Source organism: Pseudomonas sp. Tri1, from assembly GCF_017968885.1.
In the GTDB taxonomy this organism is placed as follows: domain Bacteria; phylum Pseudomonadota; class Gammaproteobacteria; order Pseudomonadales; family Pseudomonadaceae; genus Aquipseudomonas.
The window spans coordinates 2,188,705-2,208,230 of sequence record NZ_CP072913.1 but is presented as its reverse complement, the minus strand read 5'-3'; the positions used below and the strand labels follow the sequence as shown (position 1 = coordinate 2,208,230).

Annotated in this window: 22 protein-coding genes and 1 pseudogene; 10 read left to right on the top strand and 13 right to left on the bottom strand. The window is 58.1% G+C overall.

Annotation, left to right across the window (positions count from 1 at the left end; all coding sequences use genetic code 11):
• Positions 1-28: 28 nt before the first annotated feature.
• On the top strand, positions 29-1,087 hold the full coding sequence (locus J9870_RS09780) for a hypothetical protein (protein WP_210643702.1): 1,059 nt from the start codon (positions 29-31) through the stop codon (positions 1,085-1,087).
• A 19-nt stretch (positions 1,088-1,106) separates the two neighbouring features.
• Here the strand turns inward: J9870_RS09780 and umuC are convergent, their stop codons facing one another.
• From umuC to J9870_RS09770, 3 genes and pseudogenes are all read right to left on the bottom strand, one after another.
• Positions 1,107-2,360 carry a translesion error-prone DNA polymerase V subunit UmuC gene (gene umuC / locus J9870_RS09775; RefSeq protein WP_210643701.1) on the bottom strand — a complete coding sequence of 418 codons (1,254 nt, stop codon included), beginning with the start codon at positions 2,358-2,360 and terminating at the stop codon, positions 1,107-1,109.
• An 18-nt stretch (positions 2,361-2,378) separates the two neighbouring features.
• Positions 2,379-2,586, bottom strand: a pseudogene (locus tag J9870_RS29440) (S24 family peptidase); the annotation flags it as partial.
• Positions 2,587-2,723: 137 nt separating this feature from the next.
• Complete coding sequence (locus J9870_RS09770) at positions 2,724-3,035, bottom strand: hypothetical protein (protein ID WP_210643700.1); 312 nt, start codon at positions 3,033-3,035, stop codon at positions 2,724-2,726.
• Positions 3,036-3,457: 422 nt separating this feature from the next.
• Here J9870_RS09770 and J9870_RS09765 point away from each other — a divergent pair, with 422 nt between their 5' ends.
• Complete coding sequence (locus tag J9870_RS09765) at positions 3,458-3,898, top strand: hypothetical protein (protein ID WP_210643699.1); 441 nt, start codon at positions 3,458-3,460, stop codon at positions 3,896-3,898.
• A 194-nt stretch (positions 3,899-4,092) separates the two neighbouring features.
• Here the strand turns inward: J9870_RS09765 and J9870_RS09760 are convergent, their stop codons facing one another.
• A complete protein-coding gene (locus J9870_RS09760; protein ID WP_072346527.1) occupies positions 4,093-4,401 on the bottom strand; it encodes a BrnA antitoxin family protein in 309 nt (102 codons plus the stop codon).
• On the bottom strand, positions 4,385-4,654 hold the full coding sequence (locus J9870_RS09755) for a BrnT family toxin (RefSeq protein WP_210643698.1): 270 nt from the start codon (positions 4,652-4,654) through the stop codon (positions 4,385-4,387). Before J9870_RS09755 ends, J9870_RS09760 begins: the two co-directional genes overlap by 17 nt.
• 177 nt (positions 4,655-4,831) lie before the next feature.
• On the opposite strand from J9870_RS09755, the gene dusA reads away from it, so the two are divergent.
• Entirely contained in the window at positions 4,832-5,818 is a 987-nt protein-coding gene (gene dusA / locus J9870_RS09750) for a tRNA dihydrouridine(20/20a) synthase DusA (protein ID WP_210643697.1), read from the top strand.
• A 178-nt stretch (positions 5,819-5,996) separates the two neighbouring features.
• The gene (gene tal, locus J9870_RS09745) at positions 5,997-6,923 is read left to right on the top strand and encodes a transaldolase (protein WP_210643696.1); all 927 of its coding nucleotides are present in this window, start codon (positions 5,997-5,999) and stop codon (positions 6,921-6,923) included.
• Positions 6,924-7,137: 214 nt separating this feature from the next.
• On the opposite strand, the gene rssC is transcribed toward tal, so the two are convergent.
• The 3 genes from rssC to J9870_RS09730 form a co-directional block, all read right to left on the bottom strand.
• Positions 7,138-7,620 carry an anti-sigma factor antagonist RssC gene (rssC, locus tag J9870_RS09740; RefSeq protein ID WP_134923527.1) on the bottom strand — a complete coding sequence of 161 codons (483 nt, stop codon included), beginning with the start codon at positions 7,618-7,620 and terminating at the stop codon, positions 7,138-7,140.
• The gene (gene rssB / locus J9870_RS09735) at positions 7,620-8,801 is read right to left on the bottom strand and encodes a two-component system response regulator RssB (protein ID WP_210643695.1); all 1,182 of its coding nucleotides are present in this window, start codon (positions 8,799-8,801) and stop codon (positions 7,620-7,622) included. Before rssB ends, rssC begins: the two co-directional genes overlap by 1 nt.
• 333 nt (positions 8,802-9,134) lie before the next feature.
• Positions 9,135-9,824, bottom strand: coding sequence for a VacJ family lipoprotein (locus tag J9870_RS09730; protein ID WP_210643694.1), 690 nt, complete (start codon positions 9,822-9,824; stop codon positions 9,135-9,137).
• 202 nt (positions 9,825-10,026) lie between these two features.
• Between J9870_RS09730 and J9870_RS09725 the strand changes: the two genes are divergently transcribed.
• Positions 10,027-10,647, top strand: coding sequence for an HAD family phosphatase (locus tag J9870_RS09725; RefSeq protein ID WP_210643693.1), 621 nt, complete (start codon positions 10,027-10,029; stop codon positions 10,645-10,647).
• A 109-nt stretch (positions 10,648-10,756) separates the two neighbouring features.
• Positions 10,757-11,020, top strand: coding sequence for a DUF4404 family protein (locus J9870_RS09720; RefSeq protein ID WP_210643692.1), 264 nt, complete (start codon positions 10,757-10,759; stop codon positions 11,018-11,020).
• 107 nt (positions 11,021-11,127) lie between these two features.
• Here J9870_RS09720 and queF read toward each other — a convergent pair whose 3' ends face one another.
• Both queF and J9870_RS09710 read right to left on the bottom strand, forming a co-directional pair.
• Entirely contained in the window at positions 11,128-11,958 is an 831-nt protein-coding gene (queF, locus tag J9870_RS09715) for an NADPH-dependent 7-cyano-7-deazaguanine reductase QueF (RefSeq protein WP_210643691.1), read from the bottom strand.
• Between the two features lie 61 nt (positions 11,959-12,019).
• Entirely contained in the window at positions 12,020-12,541 is a 522-nt protein-coding gene (locus tag J9870_RS09710; RefSeq protein ID WP_210643690.1) for a cupredoxin family protein, read from the bottom strand.
• A gap of 152 nt (positions 12,542-12,693) precedes the next feature.
• Between J9870_RS09710 and J9870_RS09705 the strand changes: the two genes are divergently transcribed.
• Both J9870_RS09705 and J9870_RS09700 read left to right on the top strand, forming a co-directional pair.
• Complete coding sequence (locus J9870_RS09705; protein WP_025212766.1) at positions 12,694-13,374, top strand: heavy metal response regulator transcription factor; 681 nt, start codon at positions 12,694-12,696, stop codon at positions 13,372-13,374.
• Positions 13,371-14,723 (top strand): heavy metal sensor histidine kinase, encoded by a 1,353-nt coding sequence (locus J9870_RS09700; RefSeq protein ID WP_210643689.1) that lies wholly within the window; start codon positions 13,371-13,373, stop codon positions 14,721-14,723. The genes J9870_RS09705 and J9870_RS09700 overlap by 4 nt, the downstream gene beginning before the upstream one ends.
• 105 nt (positions 14,724-14,828) lie before the next feature.
• Here the strand turns inward: J9870_RS09700 and J9870_RS09695 are convergent, their stop codons facing one another.
• From J9870_RS09695 to J9870_RS09685, 3 genes are all read right to left on the bottom strand, one after another.
• Positions 14,829-16,073 carry a lipoprotein-releasing ABC transporter permease subunit gene (locus J9870_RS09695; RefSeq protein WP_210643688.1) on the bottom strand — a complete coding sequence of 415 codons (1,245 nt, stop codon included), beginning with the start codon at positions 16,071-16,073 and terminating at the stop codon, positions 14,829-14,831.
• A 63-nt stretch (positions 16,074-16,136) separates the two neighbouring features.
• Positions 16,137-16,820: a lipoprotein-releasing ABC transporter ATP-binding protein LolD gene (gene lolD / locus J9870_RS09690; RefSeq protein WP_162843734.1), complete on the bottom strand. Its 684-nt coding sequence runs from the start codon at positions 16,818-16,820 to the stop codon at positions 16,137-16,139.
• 7 nt (positions 16,821-16,827) lie between these two features.
• Positions 16,828-18,078, bottom strand: coding sequence for a lipoprotein-releasing ABC transporter permease subunit (locus J9870_RS09685; RefSeq protein WP_210643687.1), 1,251 nt, complete (start codon positions 18,076-18,078; stop codon positions 16,828-16,830).
• A gap of 94 nt (positions 18,079-18,172) precedes the next feature.
• Between J9870_RS09685 and J9870_RS09680 the strand changes: the two genes are divergently transcribed.
• Positions 18,173-18,769 (top strand): PilZ domain-containing protein, encoded by a 597-nt coding sequence (locus tag J9870_RS09680; protein WP_210643686.1) that lies wholly within the window; start codon positions 18,173-18,175, stop codon positions 18,767-18,769.
• Positions 18,766-19,488 carry a glycerophosphodiester phosphodiesterase family protein gene (locus J9870_RS09675; protein ID WP_210643685.1) on the top strand — a complete coding sequence of 241 codons (723 nt, stop codon included), beginning with the start codon at positions 18,766-18,768 and terminating at the stop codon, positions 19,486-19,488. Before J9870_RS09680 ends, J9870_RS09675 begins: the two co-directional genes overlap by 4 nt.
• Positions 19,489-19,526: the final 38 nt, after the last annotated feature.

Sequence of the window (19,526 nt, the reverse complement as noted above, 5' to 3'; positions counted from 1 at the left end):
CAATTTTTCCTCTCAGCTTGGTGTCACCATGCTTACTGATATTTTTGCTGACCGATATACCAATTTGCCGCTTTGGAAAGAGTTCACAGAAACTGAACGTCGCGTTTTGAATCAATGCATACAGCTAATAGAACAGCTTTTCCCCTACTGGACTCAAGGACAAGAAAACCCCATCGCTAAAGCTTCTTATACGTTGATACATGACCGTTTATGCAGAGAGCTTGGCAAGGAGGATCTTGCGCAAAAATATTACTCTTACCAGACAATGCAACTTGGACAGCCGCACACAACAACTGGCACATGGACAATTAATAAAATTTGTAGAGATTTTATCTGCATGCCTTATCAAACTGATTTTTCTCCCGATCGATTCATGAAGGAGCGGCTCAGCTTTATTGAACTCGCCTTTCGCCACCGTGATGAACAGATTCGTTTGATGAACTTACGCTTGGAAGAAGATATTGCTACTGCCGAGCGTCAGCAATCACAACGTTCCACCGTTCTTGGGATGGTGATTCCTGGAAAAAGGTCAGACGGACTTAAAGCGATAAACCGATCTGAAAATATAGCTTTTCAAGATGCTGTACATGAATTAAACGAGCGTTTCCTCAGAGCCAATTATCCACTCAACTATCATAATGGATTTATCCAAGCCTCAACAGATGAGCTAACCCAGCAACATATTGAGAATGCATTTTGGTCTTTAGTGGCGGCACCAATCTGGAAAAATGTAGACTCTGATATGAAAGAAGCACTTGATCAAAGAGATGCCAATGGCCGTGACCCAGCCTTTTTCGCAGCTCGCGCATTAGAAAGCGCGATAAAAATCATATCTGACCATAAATGCTGGACTCATGGAAAAGAACGAGGCGCTCACAACTATATAGACAACTTAAGCAGCGAAAAAAATGGAGCCTTTATAACTTCATGGGAGCGAGATGCACTTAAGTCTTTTTTTACAGAGATACGAAATCCCTTCAGCCACGGGGCCGGTAGTAAAGACCGGCCGGAACTAACACCACAACAGACATCATGGGCTATCGAATCATGCATGTCATGGGTAAAAAGTTTGGTATTAAGAATGTAAGATACTTGACTTCCACAAGTTAATCACATCGAACCGTCCATAACTGGTCTAGCTTAGTTGTAAAGCTCCGACTCATCATTTCCCGACGCATTCCCCAGTTTGGGTTGACGGGTACGCTAGCTGATCGGAGCGTCCCCCTGCCCCAACGCCCATTGATCTCGCCCAACACCGCCATCAGTCTCGTGGCATCTGCAGGCTGGGAGGTGGCAAACAGGTCGTCGGTGTACTCCCCCTGCTGACAGAGGTTCATCAACAGCATCTCAGCCTTGCTGTACTTGAAGCCTGGTCGGAACACTCGGTCGAGCGCGTCCACGGCCGTCTTGGTCAGCAGCCGTACATCGTCCGTTGGATACGGCATGTCAATCAGCACGCCATTGGCATACTTCGCCTCCTCCGGGTTGAACATGCCGGTGCGGATGCTGACGCGGATCTTCTTGCACAGCGACTTTTGCGCTCTGAGCTTTTCCGAGGCTCGCATCATGTAGGTGGCCACCGCCTCCTTGATCGGAGCTAGCTCCGTGAGTCGCTTACCAAACATCCGACTACAGCAGATCTCCTGCTTCGGCGGGTCCGGTTCATCCAATTCCAGGCACGGCGTGCCGGCCAGCTCCCGGGCAGTCTTCTCGATCACCACGCTGAACTTCTTGCGTAGCGTCCACGGGTCGGCCTTCGCCAGGTCCATTGCAGTCTTGATGCCCATGGCGTCCAGGTGAAGTTTCATCTTGCGACCGACGCCCCAGACCTCGGACACGTCGGTGTTGCGCAGAACCCAGTCACGCTTGAACGGGTCGCAGATATCGACCACACCGCCGGTCTCCACCTGGAGCCGTTTGGCGGTGTGATTTGCCAGCTTTGCCAAGGTTTTGGTGTGGGCGATCCCCACCCCAACCGGGATACCTGTGCAGCGAAGCACCTGGCTGCGGATCTTCCTGCCAAGCGCATCCCGGCCATCAATGCCGGTCATGTCGGCAAAGGCTTCGTCGATGCTGTAGACCTCGACGGCGGGCACCATTGATTCAACGAGTGTCATGACCCGCTCACTCATGTCGCCGTAGAGCGCATAGTTCGACGAGAACGGGACGATGCCGTGCTTATGCAACTTGTGCTTGATCTGGAAATACGGCTCGCCCATCTTCACATAGGGCTTGGCGTCGTAGCTGCGGGCGATCACGCAGCCGTCATTGTTGCTAAACACCACCACAATGGGCACACGGGCCAGGTCGGGTCGAAACACGCGCTCGCAACTGGCATAGAAGCTGTTGCAGTCGATCAAGGCAAAAACTGGAGGGGTTTAGACATGGCTGCGTACACTACATGTAATGACGCCCCAGATCACCAGCTCGTCGCCCTCAAGCACGTACCTCGGTGGATACTTTGGGTTCTCCGACAGGAGAATCACCTCCTTGCCGCGAATGCAAAGCCGCTTGCATACGGGTACGTTGTTCAGCAGCGCTGACGACGATGTAACCATCCGCAGGTTCCATCGTACGATCTACGATGGTCCTGCCCCCTCCAAAGATAAAATCGAATTCTGTACGCAGAGTCCCCCTTTTTCGAACCAACATATGTGTATGTCGTACGGAAACTGGTACGAGATCTACATCACTTCGCCCTGCCCCGCAGAGCAGCTGCATGCTCAAGCCAGCTCAATAGACCATGAGCCTCGCTTTTGCTGGTGCCCGTAGCGCTGGAACCACCTACCATCGTAGAAGCCACTTCCTTCCTGCTGCAGTGTCGCGGTATAGAGATAGTCCTCCTCCTCAATCTCTTGCCGTATTTCGAACTGCCCCTCAGCAATTTGTCGAGCCTGATAGGTCACACGGCTACCAAACTCGTCGACATACTCGATGATCATTGCTTCCTCGCGTACCACCACCTGACAGGGATTCAGCTTTTCACGATCAACCCCATCGGTAGTGTGGTACATGCGTGAATCTGGAAAAATCATAACGAATTCCTATTTTCATGGTTTGCCCGGCACCAGACCACTTTATCCTCAATCCATAGACAGGGCACCGTAGGTGAACCCGCCGAGGGGTTTGATCAGATGAGCTACCGCCTCCCGGTCACTGCTAAAGCTAGCCCCCCTCACGTCTTCAAAGCTTGGAAAAGCAACCGCGCCAATGGGCGCATCTGGACAGCCTTCAACTGAGGAGGCATGGGTTCCCATTAAGTAAAGCGCGGCACCGCCGATATACGCTTCAGCGTAGCGTTCGTGAGGAGGGAAAAGGGAATGAGGCGGCCCCCACGCTTTGTACACGAAGCACGGACCTTGGCTCGACTCGCAGGACGATACTACAGACTCAGTGACCATCCTCATGTTGGCGCATGGGAGATAGTCGCTCTTTTCACATGAGAGTGTAACGAAGCATGAAAACTCTGAATAAAATTTTGGTCTTAGCGTTCCTTACCCAAGTCGCAGCATGCGTAAGCAAGCCTTCAAGTGCATACGATAGTGGATGGACTGAAAATACCAACGAGGACGCATATAGCAGTTGCGGGCGCTATCGATGGGATAACAAGTTCAAGGAACCCGCGGTATTACAACATCTTGTTGCGTCAGGGGCCCTCACCAGCTCACAAGCACAGCGAGCGGAGCAGCAGGACGTACGCATCGGCGATCCAGAATGCTTAGCCTATGCTGCCTATGGTTTAAATCGAGCCAAAATTGGGTTTCAGAGAAATGAAAAAGGTCAGGTCACTGAAAAAACTGCCACCTACCTTTGCTTCAGCAGTGCGCCGACCTGCTCAGGTATCCGTGTTCATTTTGCCGATGGAAAAGTCTCCCGTATCAGCACGGTGAGTGAGTAATCCATTCTGTCGCTCATGAACAGCGGGGGCATCGAAGCATTGATAGGCTTCGTGCATATGCCTGACAAGCTGCCAGCGCGATCAGACTCCGGGGGACGAACTTATTTATAACCCTTACCGAAACAAATCCAATCAGCAGACAACAAAAAGCCGCCTTATCGGCGGCTAATTATTTTTGGAATGATATCTAGCGACTAAGCCTTCAGTTCTTCTGGTGTATGCGTCTTGAGCCAATCGGCCAAGGCGGCGTTCATCCGTGTTTGCCAGCCCGGACCAGAAGCTCTGAATCTCTCCAGCACGTCAGCATCGAAACGAACATTGACGTGCTCTTTAGTGGCCACCGACTTGGGGCGACCACGCTTTGGCTTGAGCATTTCCTTTGCCTGAGCTTTGCCAAACAACCCAACAAGCACCTCGCTGGCTGGTTTGGCCTTGGCAAAGTCTTCGGTCGACCATTCGGGATTTGCCGTATCGACCCTCTCAGGACTAGGTTTCTTGGTCATAATTTTTGACCTCCCGTTTGTTGGCTTTACGAAAGCTGATGACGTGGACCGCGTCACCCCGTGGGGTAAACACTACGACATGCAGCCGATCCCCTATGTACCCCATCGCCCGATAACGACACTCGCCGTAGTCGAATCGATCATCTTCCAGGATCAATGCTGTAGACCATTCAAAGTCCCGCACGAGGGCAAACGGAAGTCCACGTTCTTCGACGTTGCGAGCGTCTTTGGCTGGGTCATAGGTAATCTGCATGCAATTATCGTAGCCACATTAAATCGTCAACACAAGTTGTGAGTTGAAACGCTGACCGAGCATGCGCTGTGCCTGGTTGTCCTCAAAGATTGAGTGGCTAGGCTTGAGAGCCCGCCAAGTACCAGACAAACATCCCTGATAAACTGCGTCCATTCGCCCCGATGAATCAGACTCCCAATGCCCCTACAAACTGCCCCGCTCTCCCGCCGCTTTTCCGTTGCCCCGATGATGGATTGGACCGACGCCCACTGTCGCTACTTCCTACGCATCCTCTCCAAAAACGCCCTGCTCTACACCGAAATGGTCACCACCGGCGCCTTGCTCAACGGTGACCACGAACGCTTCCTGCGCCACCACGAGTCCGAACACCCGCTGGCCCTGCAACTGGGCGGCAGTGTTCCCGCTGACCTGGCCGCCTGCGCCCGTATGGCCCAGGAGCACGGCTACGACGAGGTCAACCTCAACGTCGGCTGCCCCAGTGATCGGGTGCAGAACAACATGATCGGCGCGTGCCTGATGGGGCATCCGGGGTTGGTGGCCGATTGTGTGAAGGCCATGCGTGACGCGGTGTCGATTCCGGTGACGGTCAAGCATCGGATCGGGATCAATGGGCGCGACAGTTATGAACAGTTGTGTGAATTCGTCGGGACGGTGCGTGAGGCCGGGTGCACGAGTTTTACCGTGCATGCGCGGATTGCGATTCTGGAAGGGTTGTCGCCGAAGGAAAATCGGGACATCCCGCCGCTGCGTTATGACGTGGCCGCGCGGTTGAAGGCGGATTTTCCGGAGTTGGAGATCGTGCTCAACGGCGGGATCAAGACGCTGGAGGCGTGCCATGAGCATTTGCAGACCTTCGATGGCGTGATGTTGGGCCGTGAGGCATATCACAATCCGTATCTGCTGGCCGAGGTGGATCAACAACTGTTTGGCAGCAACGCGCCGATCATTACGCGGGCCGAAGCCCTGGCGCAGTTGCGGCCTTATATCGCCAATCATCTGGCCGCCGGGGGCGCGATGCATCACATCACCCGTCACGTACTCGGCCTGGGCACCGGTTTTCCGGGAGCACGGCGGTTTCGGCAGTTGTTGTCGGTGGATATTCACAAGACCAAGGACCCGTTGGCGTTGCTGGATCAGGCGGGGCAGTTGCTGGAAGGGCGCTGACTGTCAGTTGCTTTGAACCTGCGGCCGGTTTTGGCATCGTATTTACCGATACCCGCTCCGGCCTTTCAAACAGCCGTTTTCAGGTTGTTGCCGCCGGGGCCGTTGATACCTCTTCACACCCTTGAGTGGCTGCCAGCCCTCGGGTAATGTCAACAGACCCATAGGACAGAGCACGCCCATGACTTCCAAGCTGGAACAACTCAAAAAATTCACTACCGTAGTGGCCGATACCGGCGACTTCGAAGCCATCGCCCGCGTTAAACCCGTGGATGCCACCACCAACCCTTCCCTGCTGCTCAAGGCTTCGGCCATCCAAGGCTATGCCGAGCTGCTGAACGCCTGCGTCGCGGACTGCAAGGGTGATGTAGGCTTGGCCAGCGACCGTTTCGGCGTGGCGGTTGGACAAGAGATCCTGAAGGTCATTCCGGGGCGTATTTCCACTGAAGTGGATGCGCGCCTGTCGTTCGATACCGAAGCCATGTTGAAGCGTGCGCATCGTCTGATCGACCTGTACGAAAAGGCCGGCGTTGGCCGTGATCGCGTGCTGATCAAGATTGCTTCCACTTGGGAAGGTATTCGCGCCGCCGAGAAGCTGGAGCGTGAAGGCATCCAGTGCAACCTGACCCTGCTGTTCTCCTTCGCCCAGGCCGCGGCCTGTGCCGACGCCGGGGTGTTCCTGATTTCGCCGTTCGTGGGCCGAATCTACGACTGGTACAAGAAGGCCAATGGCAACGACTACACCGGCGCCGATGACCCGGGCGTGCAGTCGGTAACGCGCATCTACAACTACTACAAGGCCAATGACTACAAGACCGTGGTCATGGGTGCGAGCTTCCGCAACCTCAACCAGATCGAACAACTGGCCGGCTGCGACCGCTTGACCGTCAGCCCGGAACTGCTGGAGAAACTGGCCGCAGACGAAGGCAAGCTGGAGCGCAAACTGGCGCCAGGGCAAGCTGGGGAAGCACGCTTGAACCTCAATGAAGCGCAGTTCCGCTGGTTGTCCAACGAGGACGCCATGGCGACGGAGAAACTGGCCGAAGGTATTCGTCAGTTTGCCCGGGACCAGGAGAAGCTGGAAGCGTTGCTGCAAGCCAAGCTTTGAGCTGATTCACGGATGTGAAAAGGGCGAACCTTGGTGGGTTCGCCCTTTTTTATGCGGTTTGGCTTAAGCGATGTGGCGGCTCGCCAAACGCTATCGCGAGCAAGCTCACTCCCACAGGGGATGTCGGTTGGGCTCGATTAAGAGATCGCCACAAGACCTGTGGGAGCGAGCTTGCTCGCGATGAGGCAGGTGCAGCCTACATAAAGCCCAAGGCTCAAGGCCGCTCCAGCGCATTCACCAAGTCATGAAACGCTTCACGATTGGAGTCATTGAGCCCCATGAGGATCTTGTGGGCTTCAAGCACCTTGATCCGCACTTCTTCTTCAGACTGGTCCTGGTCAGGCAGGTCGTCCAGGCATTCAGGGCATGGCACGGGATCGCCGACGATGTTGAACACCTGATCGAAGCCCATGGACTGCAGCAGCCGGGTAATGTCGTTGTGGGTGGTGACGACGGTCGGCAGCAAGCCGACCTTCTGCCGCGACAGGATCGACAGCTTGGCCAGCAGGCCCAACGTAGTGCTGTCGATGCTACGGGTTTCGGTCAGGTCAATCACGATGGCGTTGAAATTCAGCGCTGTGAAGATCCGCTCAATAGTCGCATCCAACGCCGAACACAGGGTCAGGCGCACTTCACCGACAAACTTCAGGACAAAGGTGCCGTCCTGCTCGGCGAACTGGATTCTACCAGTACTCATCAAAGGTTCCTGCTCAACACTAACAGGGCGATATCATCCGGCATCTCCCCGAGCGTGGCTAATCCAAACACTTGACGCAAGCCTTCCAGGCTGCCGCCCGCTGCGCTCACCCGTTCAGGCAAGGCCGCTTCTTTCTCTTTGAGTGTAGGTTCCGTCAAAAGGTCCAAAATGCCATCAGACATCAGCGTCAAACTGAATGTCGGTGGCAGTTCCAGCACGTGGTCTTCGTAGGTGGCCTCGTTGAACAGGCCCACTGGCAAACCACGCCCTTCCAGGTAACGAACACTGTCTGGCGTGTACAACACAGGCAACGGCAGGTGACCGCCGATGCTATAGGTCAACAAACCCGTCTCCTCGTCGATGACTCCACCGACCATTGTGACGTGTTTGCCCAGCTTACAACTGATCAGGCCTCGGTTGATATGCCCAAGGACTTCTGATGGCTTGAACTCCGGCAATGTGCCATTGCGCTTGGATTCGAACAGCAGGCGCGTGGTCATGAACTTCAACAACACCGTCACGAACGCCGAGGAAGCGCCATGACCGGAAACGTCGGCCAAGTAGAACGCAACTCGTCGCTCATCGACCCGGAAATAGTCCACGAAGTCTCCCGACAGGTACAACGACGGGATGATCTGGTGGGCAAAACGAAAACCGTCGACAGTCCAGGGGCTGACCGGCAGCATGTTCATCTGCACCTGGCGCCCGGCGTTCTGGTCTTCCTGCAACAGGTTCAGGCTGGCTTCCAGTTCGCGATTGGCGGTTTCGAGCTTTTCGCGATAACGCTGGTTTTCCACCAACAGGCGCGAACGGTCCAAGGCCCGGCGCACCGAGTGCTCGAGCACAGCCAGGTCTTCCAGGGGCTTGATCAGGTAATCCGCCGCACCCAGGCGCAACGCCTCGACCGCGTCGTTCATCACGCCCGCGCCCGAAACCACGATCACCGGGGTCTGCGAGGAGATCTCGGTGACCTGGCGAATGAGTTCGAGTCCGCCCATCTGCGGCATGCGCAGGTCGCAGATGACCAGGTCGGGCTTGTCTTGCTCGAATACCTGAAGACCCTGTTGGCCATTGCTGGCCTGCAGGACGCTGAAACCACTGTCTTCCAAGTAGGCCGCGAGGCTGGCTCGCACCACTTCGTCATCATCGATTATCAGCAGCGTGGCACTGGTTTTTGGCATGTGGGCAAACGGCGCCAGAATTAGGTTGGCGTAGCGGGCGGAGGCAATTGGCCTGGCACGCACTACTGGATTCGCTTTCTAGCCTCTCTGTCGTACCGGCTTCAGGCCTATGCCCTACACACAGCTACATCAGAGGTGCCCTTCTAAGGCGCAGACGGTACTCCCATCCGCGGGGCGTTTCAAGCTCAGGCAGATAGCCGCTTGCCGTCTTTATTTGTCAAAGTACAGAGAGTTATAAGAACCGAGCAAAGCGTAACTCAATGGAAGGATCAAACCCGCTCCAAAGCACAGAAGGCGGCCTTTCGGGCCGCCTTCCGGATTTACGAGACGAAATCAGAAATCGTCTTCAACCTGGCCATCCTTGACCTTGAACTCGCGGTTTTGCAGGTAGGCGTTGCGGATAAAGACATACTTGTCGCCGCTCACCATCTTCTCGGCCGACAGCAGGCTGGCGCGGGTATCGACGACGTTCAGGCCGCGAATTGAGTTACGCACCGAAACGTTATCGATATAGCGATACGGGGCCGTGTAGTCATCGACCAGCTTGGCCGGCGCGTCACGCACGGTGCTTGGACCCAACACTGGCAGCATCACATACGGACCGCTGCCTACGCCCCAATAGCCCAGGGTCTGGCCAAAATCTTCATCGCTACGCTGCAAGCCCATTTTGGTGCCCACATCGAAGAAGCCCAGCAAGCCGAAGGTGGTGTTGAAGATCAAGCGAGCCGTGTCGACTCCGGCGGCGGCCGGCTTGGCCTGTAGCACGTTGTTGGCCAGGTTGCCCACGTCACCGATGTTGCGGAACATATTATGGATGCCGTCTTCGAGAAATTGCGGCGTCACATACTGATAACCCTGGGCCAATGGCTTGAGCGCATAGGTATCAAGAGTGTCGTTAAAGGTAAAGATCGGACGGTTGATGCTTTCCCAAGGGTCTTCTTCCGTGGCGGCCTGGGCAGCGAACGGAACCAGCAGGACGCTGGTAGATAAACACAGCTGAGCTAGACGATGGCTCCAGCGCATAAGGGAGAACTCCTTGGATTAATCAGGCAAGGGCGCCGAGCCCAGGCGGTAAGGTGGTTAGTATAAGACGGAACGCTTGGATAGGCAGCACCGAAAAAAGAAGCGAGCCGTAGGACGTTTCCGCGAGCGGGCGCCTTCATGTCACTGTCACTGGACTGTCACTGATGCACGTTAGGCTGCCGGTTATTTCAAGGACGTTCCCATGCCCCGCGCCGAAACCCTGCCCCTCCCCGCTCCGAGCCTGACCGCCGTACTGTTTGGCCTGAGTGGATGCCTGGTGGATTTCGGGGCACGCATTCGCCAGCCTGGGGCTGCGCCGCTCGAGCATGCGCAGCCGACGCCTGGCGCCGTTGAAAGCTTGCTTCACTTGCAGCACCAGGAAATCCCCTGCGCCTGGCTCGACGAATTGCCACCCGCCGTCAGTCATACCTTGGCAGCCTCGTTGCCAACGTGGATCAAACCGCCGCAACTTCCAGCAACAAATTATCCGTGGCCGGCGCCGCATGCCTGCTGGCAGGCCTTGATGGCGCTGAACGTCCAGCAATTGGACGGCTGCGTGTTGGTCAGTGGCGAACCCAGGCTGTTGCAGTCGGGGCTCAACGCCGGTTTGTGGACGATCGGGCTGGCGTCCTGCGGCTCGCTGTGTGGCCTGACGCCAGATGAATGGCAGGCGCTGAGCCAACAGGAGCGAGAAACCAAGCGCGCCAAGGCCACCGTGCAATTGTTCGGCCTCGGGGTGCATTCGGTCATCGATCACCTGGGCGAACTCGACACTTGCCTGGCGGATATCAGCCTGCGTCGACTCAAAGGCGAGAAGCCATGACCGGGATCATGCAGGGTGCGTGAGGGTGGATTACTCTTAAGGCAAGCCATGGACTTTTGACCAGCCGTCGCGGTCCATGGCTGTGCCTATCAATAAAGGGAGTACGCCAATGCCTGCCCGCGAACTGCAAGAACAGCTCAATAACCTGCGCGAGCAATTGGAACAGAATCCACCACTTTCCGAAGTCGAGCGCGAAGACCTGCACGCGCTGATGAAACAGATCGAATTTGAACTTGAGCTGGAAACCAAAACACCGGACAACAACCTGGCCGACAATGTGAACCTGGCTGTCGAACGCTTCGAAGTGGAGCACCCCACCCTTGCCGGGACCTTGCGCAATATCGTGCAAGCCTTGGGCAATATGGGGATCTGAACCCGTCAGATGCGAAAAGCCCCGCTGTCGATAGCGGGGCTTTTTAATGTCGGCAATCTGAAATGCAATCCCTTGTGGGCGAGCTTGCTCGCTCCCACATTAGACACTCATTGGCGGACCAAACGGTGATTTGGCAACTGCACCGTTTCAGTACTGCGATACGGGTTGATGTCCAACCCGCCACGGCGCACATACCGCGCATATACCGTCAACTTCTCCGGCTTGAGCAAGCGTTGCAAGTCGAGAAAGATCCGCTCCACGCACTGCTCATGGAAATCCGAATGCTGGCGGAAACTGACGATATAGGCCAGCAAACTGGCATGGTCCAGGGCCGCACCCCGATATTGCACCGCCACGCTGCCCCAGTCCGGCTGGCTGGTCACCGGGCAGTTGGACTTGAGCAGATGGCTGTGCAGGCTTTCCTCGACAATGCGCGAATCATCGCAGCGCAGCAGTTCCGGGCGCGGGTGCGCGTAAGAGTCGACGCTGATGTCTAAATCGTCGATGCACGTACCCGGCAGCGCCACGATGCCTTCGCTTTCCACATCCTTGAGACTGCGAATTCGCACGCCCACCGGTTTGCCGGCGGCGGTCGACAAGTCCTGGCGCAGGGTCGCTTCCAGGCTCGCGATATCGGCGAACGGGGTCTGGTTCAGGGAATTGAGGTACAGCTTGAAGGATTTGGATTCGATGATGTTCGGCGAATCCGCCGGGATCGCGAATTCACCGATGGCGACCACTGGCTTGCCGGACGGCAACAGCCACGACAGTTCGAAACAATTCCAGAAATCCACGCCCTTGTACGGCAGGGTCTCGGCCGTAAGGCCCAGCTCCGCCCATTTCGCGGTGCGCGGGATCGGGAACAGCAGTGACGGCGTGTACGTGGCAATGTATTCGCTGGATTTGCCCAGCGGCGAATGTTCGGCTGCGGGATGCATGGCGGAAACCTGACTGAAGAATCAGTCGATTCTACCAGCCTTTGCCGCAGCCTTTGAGTGCTTACTGACTGACTGTCAGCTCACCCTTCATCCCGGCCTGGTAATGGCCGGGGACATTACAGGCGAATTCCAGGCGCGTGGCCTTGGTGAATGTCCAGGTCAGCTCGGCGGTCTTGCCCGGCTCCACCAGCACACTATTGGGGTCGTCGTGGCGCATGTCGGCCTGGCCGTGTCCCATGGCAGCATGATCCATCCCCGGCTTCATCGCCATCGGCATCAGTTGTCCACTCTGTTGCATCTTGAGCATTTCCTGCTGATGCTCGACGTGCATCGCGGCGTCGCCCAAATTGAATTCGTGGAGCAACTGCCCTTTATTGATCAGCACGAACCGAACCGTCTCCCCGGCCTTGATATCAAGCGCAGCGGGATCGAACGTCATGTCCCCCATTACCACATCGATACTACGCCCTGCCTTGGCCGCCGGTGCTGGCTGGCCGAAATCAAAATGGCCCGGCGACGCCCACGTCGGCGTACTCAGCACCAGTGCAAAAGCGGCCAGGATCAAGCGGTTTCCCATCAACATGTCCATACTCCTATCAGATTCGGCTTGTGGGGAACTCTATCGGTGTGCAACTGCCAGTCGGCTGACATCTTGATTACAACTTTGTCAGCTTGCGCCACGACCCCGCCCGCCACGGTATAACGCCCACGTTCAAACCATGCCTTGAGCTGCCCATGAAATTGCTGATCGTCGAAGACCAAACCAAGACTGGCCAATACCTGCGCCAGGGCCTGAGCGAAGCCGGGTTCAATGCCGACCTGGTGGCCGACGGCATCACCGGCCAACAACTGGCCCTGAGCGGGGAATATGCGTTACTGATCCTCGACGTCATGTTGCCCGGCCGCGATGGCTGGCAGATTCTGCAAGCCGTACGTGGCGCCGGCCTGGATACACCGGTGCTGTTCCTCACGGCACGGGATGCGGTCCAGGATCGGGTGCATGGCCTGGAGCTGGGTGCCGATGATTACCTGGTCAAACCCTTCGCTTTTTCCGAATTGCTGGCGCGGGTGCGAAGCCTGTTGCGCCGGGGCAGCTCGACGCCCCAGGAAACCAGCCTGCAACTGGCCGACTTGCGCCTGGACCTGATCCGCCGACGCGTTGAACGCAGCGGTAGGCGCATCGACCTCACCGCCAAGGAGTTCGCCTTGTTGGAAATGCTCCTGCGTCGCCAGGGCGAAGTACTGCCCAAATCCCTGATCGCCTCCCAGGTCTGGGACATGAATTTCGACAGCGATACCAATGTCATCGAAGTCGCGATACGGCGCCTGCGAATCAAGATTGACGATGACTTCCCCAGCAAGCTGATCCACACCGTGCGGGGCATGGGGTATGTCCTTGAAGAGCGCAGCCTGTGAGGGGCCAGTGGTCGCTGAGCAGCCGCCTGGCGCTGCTATTCGCCGCCTGCACCGCCGTGGTGTCGTTGTTTGCCGGGGTGTTGTTCAGCCGCGGCAGCGAAGCTCATTTTGTCGAGCTGGACCAGCAACTGCTGGAAGGCAAGCTGATCGGCCTGCGCCGTGCCCTGCAGGATCTCGACGCCGAACAGACCCAGATCCGCCTGGAAGATGAACTGAGCCGTCAAGCCGACCTGGCCTTGCGCATCAAAGGCAGCGATGGGGCGCGCTGGTATGACAGTTCGATTCGGATTCCGGCGCAATTGCCGGAGCGAGCCGGTCTGTCGACCCTCAGCGATGGCGACACCGATTACCGCGTGTTGAACGCACCGCTGTATCCCGACCAGCCCAATTCGCCGCAACTGACGCTGCTGCTGGACATCACCCACCACCAACACTTCCTGCAACGCATGCAGCACCTGATCTGGCTGACCGTCGGCCTCTCGGCCCTGGCCACCGCCCTGCTCGGCGCCTGGGCCGCCCGCCGCGCGCTGCGCCCCCTGCGACGCATGGGCGCCATTGCCAGCAATGTCTCGGCCCGCTCCCTCAACGCCCGACTACCTGAAGAGCAAATGCCCGCAGAGCTGGCGGAATTGGCCCACAGCATCAACGCCATGCTCGGACGTCTCGACGATGCGTTTCAACGACTCTCGGCGTTCTCCGCCGACATCGCCCATGAGCTGCGCACACCGCTGTCGAACCTGCTGACCCACACCCAGGTCACCCTCACCCGCGAGCGTTCGCTAGAGGATTATCGCGAGGCGCTGCACAGCAATCTCGAAGAACTGCAATGGATGGCACAACTGGTCAACGACATGCTGTACCTGGCCAAGGCCGACCATGGCTTGTTGACGCCCAACCGCGAGCCGCTGCAATTGGCCAAGGAAGTGGACGTGCTGCTGGACTTCTTCGCCCCCCTGGCCGAAGACGCCAATGTCCGTTTGAGCCGCGAGGGCGACGGTCGCATCGAGGGTGACCGCAACATGTTGCGTCGGGCGCTCTCCAACCTGCTGGACAACGCCTTGCGCTTCACCCCCATTGGCGGCGAAGTGTGGGTACGAATTGTCGATGAGGCTCACATGGTGAGCGTAAGCGTGGAAAACAGTGGCGAAGGGATTCCGGCAGACTTGTTGCCGCGCCTGTTCAACCGTTTCTACCGCGCCGACCCAGCCCGCCAGGAGGGCAGCAGCGAACACGCCGGGTTGGGGCTGGCCATCACTCGCTCGATCATCCGCGCCCATGGCGGCCAGATTCGCTGTGACTCGGCCGATGGCTGGACGCGGTTCCTGATCGAGTTGCCGAAGGGGGATTAAGGCGACACAAGCCCCTGTGGCGAGGAAGCAAGCTCCCTCGCCACAGGGGCAATCGCCACTTGCCAGAGAGCTTGCAGTGGCTCAGCAAACCCATTGTGTAGTTGCTCAGGAATAACGCAACGCCTGCGCCGGCTCGATCTTCGCCGCACGCCACGCCGGATAGACGGTGGCGAGGAAACTCAGGATGAAGCCAGCGGAACAGATCAGCAGCACATCGCCGCGCTGAAGCTCCGACGGCAGGTTGCTGACGAAGTACACGTCGGAACTGAAGATGTGCTGGCCGCTCACTCTCTCCAGCCAGCCCACCAGATCACTGACATTCAATGCCGCAATCACCCCCAGGACGCCGCCGATCAGCGTGCCGACGACACCGATCACCGTGCCTTGAACCATGAAGATTGCCATGATCTGCCGCGGCGTGGCGCCAATGGTACGCAAGATCGCAATATCCGCGCCCTTGTCGTTCACCACCATGATCAGGGTGGCGATGATGTTGAACGCCGCCACCGCGACGATCATCAACAGCAGCAAACCGATCATGGTTTTTTCCATTTTCATGGCACTGAACAGGCTGCCCTGGGTATGGGTCCAGTCATCGGCCTTGAAGTTCGCGCCAAGGCTCGTGGCAATGTCACCGGAAACCTTCGGCGCCGCGTACAGGTCTTTGACCGCCAGGCGCACGCTCTGCACCTGGTTAGGCTGCCAATGCTGCATCTGCGCGGCATCGGCAAGGTGGATCAGGGCCATGGAGCCATCCAGCTCGGCGCCTACCTTGAACACGCCCACGACATTCAGTCGCTGCATCCGCGGGGTGATACCACCCGGCGCGGTGCTGACTTCCGGCACGATCAGGGTGATTTTGTCGCCGACGTTCAGACGAAAGCGTCGAGCAGTGATTTCACCGATCACCACGCCAAATTCGCCCGGTTTCAAGGCATCGAGACGCCCCTGGACGATGTGCTGGGCGACGATGGACACCTTGCCTTCCTGGGCAGGGTCGACACCGCTGATCTGGATCGGCTGCATCGAACCCTTATGACTAAGCATGCCTTCCATCTCGGTGAACGGGACGGCGGCGGTTACTTCGGGGTTTTTCAGCGCTGCGGCGGCCACCGGCTGCCAATCGTCGATCGGATTGACGCCAACGATAGTGGCATGGGGCACCATGCCGAGGATGCGCGAACTCATTTCGCGCTGGAAGCCATTCATCACCGACAGCACCACGATCATCGCCAGCACACCCAGGGCGAGGCCGATCATCGAGGTCATGGAGATGAACGAAACAAAGCGATTGCGGCGCTTGGCGCGGGTATAGCGCGTGCCGATAAAGATCGATAACGGTCTGAACATTCGCGGGGCACCGTATAAAAATAAAAGACCCGGCGCGTGTAGCAAGCGCCGGGTTTCGGTCGGTCAGATGGGCGTCAGGCAACCTTCCTGCAAGTGCAGGACGCGGTCCATCTGCCGGGCCAGGTTCATATCGTGGGTCACCACCAGGAACGCGGTGCGCATCGAGGTGCTGAGTTCCAGCATCAAATCCTGGATGCCTTGGGCGGTGTGGGAGTCGAGGTTGCCGGTCGGCTCGTCGAGCATCACCAAGCCAGGCTTGTTCACCAGGGCCCGGGCAATCGCCACGCGCTGGCGCTCACCACCGGACAGTTCCGCCGGCTTGTGCTCCAGGCGATGGCCCAGCCCTACCCGCTCCAGCAACGCCGTGGCGCGCTGACGGGCTTCAGGAATCGCGGTGCGGCCGATCAACAGCGGCATGCAGACGTTTTCCAGTGCAGTGAACTCAGGCAGCAAGTGGTGGAACTGGTACACAAAGCCCAGGGACCGGTTGCGCAGCAGACCGCGGGCCTTCTCATTCAGTGCCGACAGTTCTTCGCCCGCCAGCCAGACACTGCCGGCGGTCGGTGTATCGAGGCCACCCAGCAGGTTGAGCAAGGTACTCTTGCCTGACCCCGAGGTGCCGACAATCGCCACGCGCTCGCCAGGATGCAACTCCAGTTGCAGGCCCGACAACACCACCACCGACTCAGGGCCTTCCTCGTAGGATTTGCCCAGGTTGCGGCAACTCAAGATAGCTTTTTCACTCATGCCCGACTCACTCATAACGTAACGCCTCCGCAGGCTGGGTGCGCGCGGCACGCCAGGCTGGATACAGGGTGGCGAGGAAACTCAGGACCAACGCGGCGCCGCAGACCATCAACACGTCATCGGCCTGCAATTGCGACGGCAGGTAGTCGATGAAATACACGTCGGCGTTGAGAAACTTGTGCCCGATCAGGCCTTCGAGAGCGGCAATCGCAGCGCTGACGTTCAGCGCGGCGAACATCCCGACCAAGGCGCCGACGAACGTACCGATCACACCAATGACCGTGCCCTGGACCATGAAGATCCGCATGATCTGCCCCGGCGTGGCACCGAGGGTGCGCAAGATGGCGATGTCGCCTTTCTTGTCGTTCACCACCATCACCAGCGTGGAGATGATGTTGAACGCCGCGACGGCGACGATCAGCAACAGCAGCAGGCCAATCATGGCTTTTTCCATACGGATCGCCTGGTACAGGTTGCCGTGGGTACGGGTCCAGTCCCGGGCGTAGTAGCGGTCTTCGCCGAGCTGCTGGGCGAGGGTCCAGGCGACGCGCGGTGCCTGGAACAGGTCGTCGAACTTCAACCGCAGGCCTTGGACCTGATCCGGCTTCCAGCGATGCAGCCGCGCCAGGTCCTGGAGGTTGGTGACGCCCAGGTAACCGTCCAGCTCGCCGGCACCGACATGAAAAATGCCGACCACGGTAAAGCGTTTCATGCGCGGAAACATGCCGCCCGGGGTCACGGTGACTTCCGGGGCAACGAAGGTCAGCTTGTCACCGATGGCCACGCCGAGCTTGGCCGCGGCCTTGTCACCGATGACGATGCCGAAGCTGCCTGGCGTCAAGTCATCGAGTTTTCCCTGCTGCATGAAGTTGTCGATGATCGACACCTGCCGCTCGAGCGCAGGATCGATGCCATTGAGCAAGACCTTGGAAACCTTGCCGTTGTTGGTCAGCAGCCCCTGCATCTGGGTGAACGGCGCAACGGCCAGCACCTGCGGGTTCTGCTTGACCTTGGCGGCCAGGCTCGGCCAGTCGCTGATGGCTTCGCCGGATTCGAGGGTCGCGTGGGGCACCATGCCCAGCACGCGGGTGCGCATCTCATGATCGAAGCCGTTCATCACCGAAAGCACGACGATCATCACGACCACGCCAAGGGCCAGTCCGATGATGGAAGTCAGGGAAATGAACGATACAAAATGATTGCGACGTTTTGCACGGGTATAACGCGTGCCGATAAATACGAAGAGAGGTCTGAACATGTCGGGGCTTGTTCGGAGGGAAAAGGAACGTCCTTGTGGCGGGGGTCACAAACCAGCTTTACACTCAGACCACCGCCGCTACCATGGGTTCGCCATGTCGACATTAGATGAAGAAGATCGCCGCGAATACTACCGTATCGAGGACACGATCGCACTGGAAATTCGGCCCCTCTCCATTCCTGAAGCTGCTGGCCAGGAAGTGTTGCAGGATGCTTCTCCACTGTTCAATCTGCTCAGTGAACTGCACCTGAGCGAATTCGAGTCACAGCACCTGCTGCGCCAGATCAGCGAGCGCGAACGCAGCATCGCGGCGTACCTCAAGGCGATGAACAAACGCATCGACCTGCTCAGCCAGGTCATTGCCCTCACGGTGCTCGGTGAAATCGGCAAACCGCAACCGGTGATCATTTCCGAAGGCGGCATCGACTTCCAGTCCCCCACCCCTATCGCTGTGGGCGCGCACCTGTCGATCAAGCTGGTGCTGATGCCGCAAGCCCTGGGCTTGCTGCTTCGGGCACGTGTCACCCACTGCGATCCCAAGGGCGACGGCTGCGACGTGGGCACCGAGTTCGAGCGCCCGACCGACGCCCAGCGTCAGCTACTGGCCCGCTACATCCTGCAGAAACAGGCGCAAGAACGTCGCCTGGCCCGGGAACAGAACGAATCAGGTATCAATAAGGAAGAACCGTGACCCTCATTTATGGCCACCGCGGCGCCAAGGGCGAAGCACCGGAAAACACCCTGACCGGCTTTCAGGAGTGCCTCAAGCACGGCGTGCGCCGTTGCGAGTTGGACCTGCACCTGTCCATGGACGGCGAGTTGATGGTGATCCACGACCCGACCCTCAAGCGCACCACCGATCGCCGGGGCAAGGTGGTCGAGCACACCGCCGCCGAACTGGTGACCTACGATGCGCGCAAGGGCGGCCCGGGCTGGATCAAGCCGTGCCCGATCCCACGCCTGGAAGAGCTGTTCGAAAAGTGTGATTTCGAGCACTGGCAACTGGAAGTCAAAAGCGCTTCACGTACCCGTGCCGCAGCCACCGTACTGGGGATCCGTGAAATGGCCCAGCGTTTCGGGCTGCTGGACAGAATCACCATCACTTCCAGCTCCAGGGAAGTGCTCAAGGCGGCCCTGGACCTGACGCCGGACATCTCACGCGGTCTGGTGGCCGAATACGCCTGGCTCGACCCGCTGAAGGTGGCCCAGAGCTATGGCTGTGAGATTCTGGCGCTGAACTGGACGCTGTGCACACCCGAACGCCTGGTCAAGGCCCAGCGCCAGGGGCTGCATGTGTCGGTGTGGACCGTCAACGAGCCCGCGCTGATGCGCAGGCTCGCCGACTTTGGCGCTGACAGCCTGATTACAGACTTTCCCGGTTTGGCCACTGCCACGCTCGAGAATTGCTGAAATCGGTCTCCCCGGCCGGCTCAGGCCACCGGCCGGAG

What these genes read in the sequence shown, in the direction of transcription:
- J9870_RS09755 (WP_210643698.1), bottom strand. Translation starts at nt 4,654, where the DNA reads ATGCAGATTACCTATGACCCAGCCAAAGACGCTCGCAACGTCGAAGAA.
- J9870_RS09725 (WP_210643693.1), top strand. Translation starts at nt 10,027, where the DNA reads ATGCCCCGCGCCGAAACCCTGCCCCTCCCCGCTCCGAGCCTGACCGCC.
- J9870_RS09760 (WP_072346527.1), bottom strand. Translation starts at nt 4,401, where the DNA reads ATGACCAAGAAACCTAGTCCTGAGAGGGTCGATACGGCAAATCCCGAA.
- J9870_RS09770 (WP_210643700.1), bottom strand. Translation starts at nt 3,035, where the DNA reads ATGATTTTTCCAGATTCACGCATGTACCACACTACCGATGGGGTTGAT.
- J9870_RS09765 (WP_210643699.1), top strand. Translation starts at nt 3,458, where the DNA reads ATGAAAACTCTGAATAAAATTTTGGTCTTAGCGTTCCTTACCCAAGTC.
- rssC (WP_134923527.1), bottom strand. Translation starts at nt 7,620, where the DNA reads ATGAGTACTGGTAGAATCCAGTTCGCCGAGCAGGACGGCACCTTTGTC.
- J9870_RS09705 (WP_025212766.1), top strand. Translation starts at nt 12,694, where the DNA reads ATGAAATTGCTGATCGTCGAAGACCAAACCAAGACTGGCCAATACCTG.
- J9870_RS09780 (WP_210643702.1), top strand. Translation starts at nt 29, where the DNA reads ATGCTTACTGATATTTTTGCTGACCGATATACCAATTTGCCGCTTTGG.
- J9870_RS09730 (WP_210643694.1), bottom strand. Translation starts at nt 9,824, where the DNA reads ATGCGCTGGAGCCATCGTCTAGCTCAGCTGTGTTTATCTACCAGCGTC.
- J9870_RS09685 (WP_210643687.1), bottom strand. Translation starts at nt 18,078, where the DNA reads ATGTTCAGACCTCTCTTCGTATTTATCGGCACGCGTTATACCCGTGCA.
- J9870_RS09680 (WP_210643686.1), top strand. Translation starts at nt 18,173, where the DNA reads ATGTCGACATTAGATGAAGAAGATCGCCGCGAATACTACCGTATCGAG.
- queF (WP_210643691.1), bottom strand. Translation starts at nt 11,958, where the DNA reads ATGCATCCCGCAGCCGAACATTCGCCGCTGGGCAAATCCAGCGAATAC.
- J9870_RS09695 (WP_210643688.1), bottom strand. Translation starts at nt 16,073, where the DNA reads ATGTTCAGACCGTTATCGATCTTTATCGGCACGCGCTATACCCGCGCC.
- tal (WP_210643696.1), top strand. Translation starts at nt 5,997, where the DNA reads ATGACTTCCAAGCTGGAACAACTCAAAAAATTCACTACCGTAGTGGCC.
- lolD (WP_162843734.1), bottom strand. Translation starts at nt 16,820, where the DNA reads ATGAGTGAAAAAGCTATCTTGAGTTGCCGCAACCTGGGCAAATCCTAC.
- rssB (WP_210643695.1), bottom strand. Translation starts at nt 8,801, where the DNA reads ATGCCAAAAACCAGTGCCACGCTGCTGATAATCGATGATGACGAAGTG.
- dusA (WP_210643697.1), top strand. Translation starts at nt 4,832, where the DNA reads ATGCCCCTACAAACTGCCCCGCTCTCCCGCCGCTTTTCCGTTGCCCCG.
- J9870_RS09720 (WP_210643692.1), top strand. Translation starts at nt 10,757, where the DNA reads ATGCCTGCCCGCGAACTGCAAGAACAGCTCAATAACCTGCGCGAGCAA.
- J9870_RS09710 (WP_210643690.1), bottom strand. Translation starts at nt 12,541, where the DNA reads ATGTTGATGGGAAACCGCTTGATCCTGGCCGCTTTTGCACTGGTGCTG.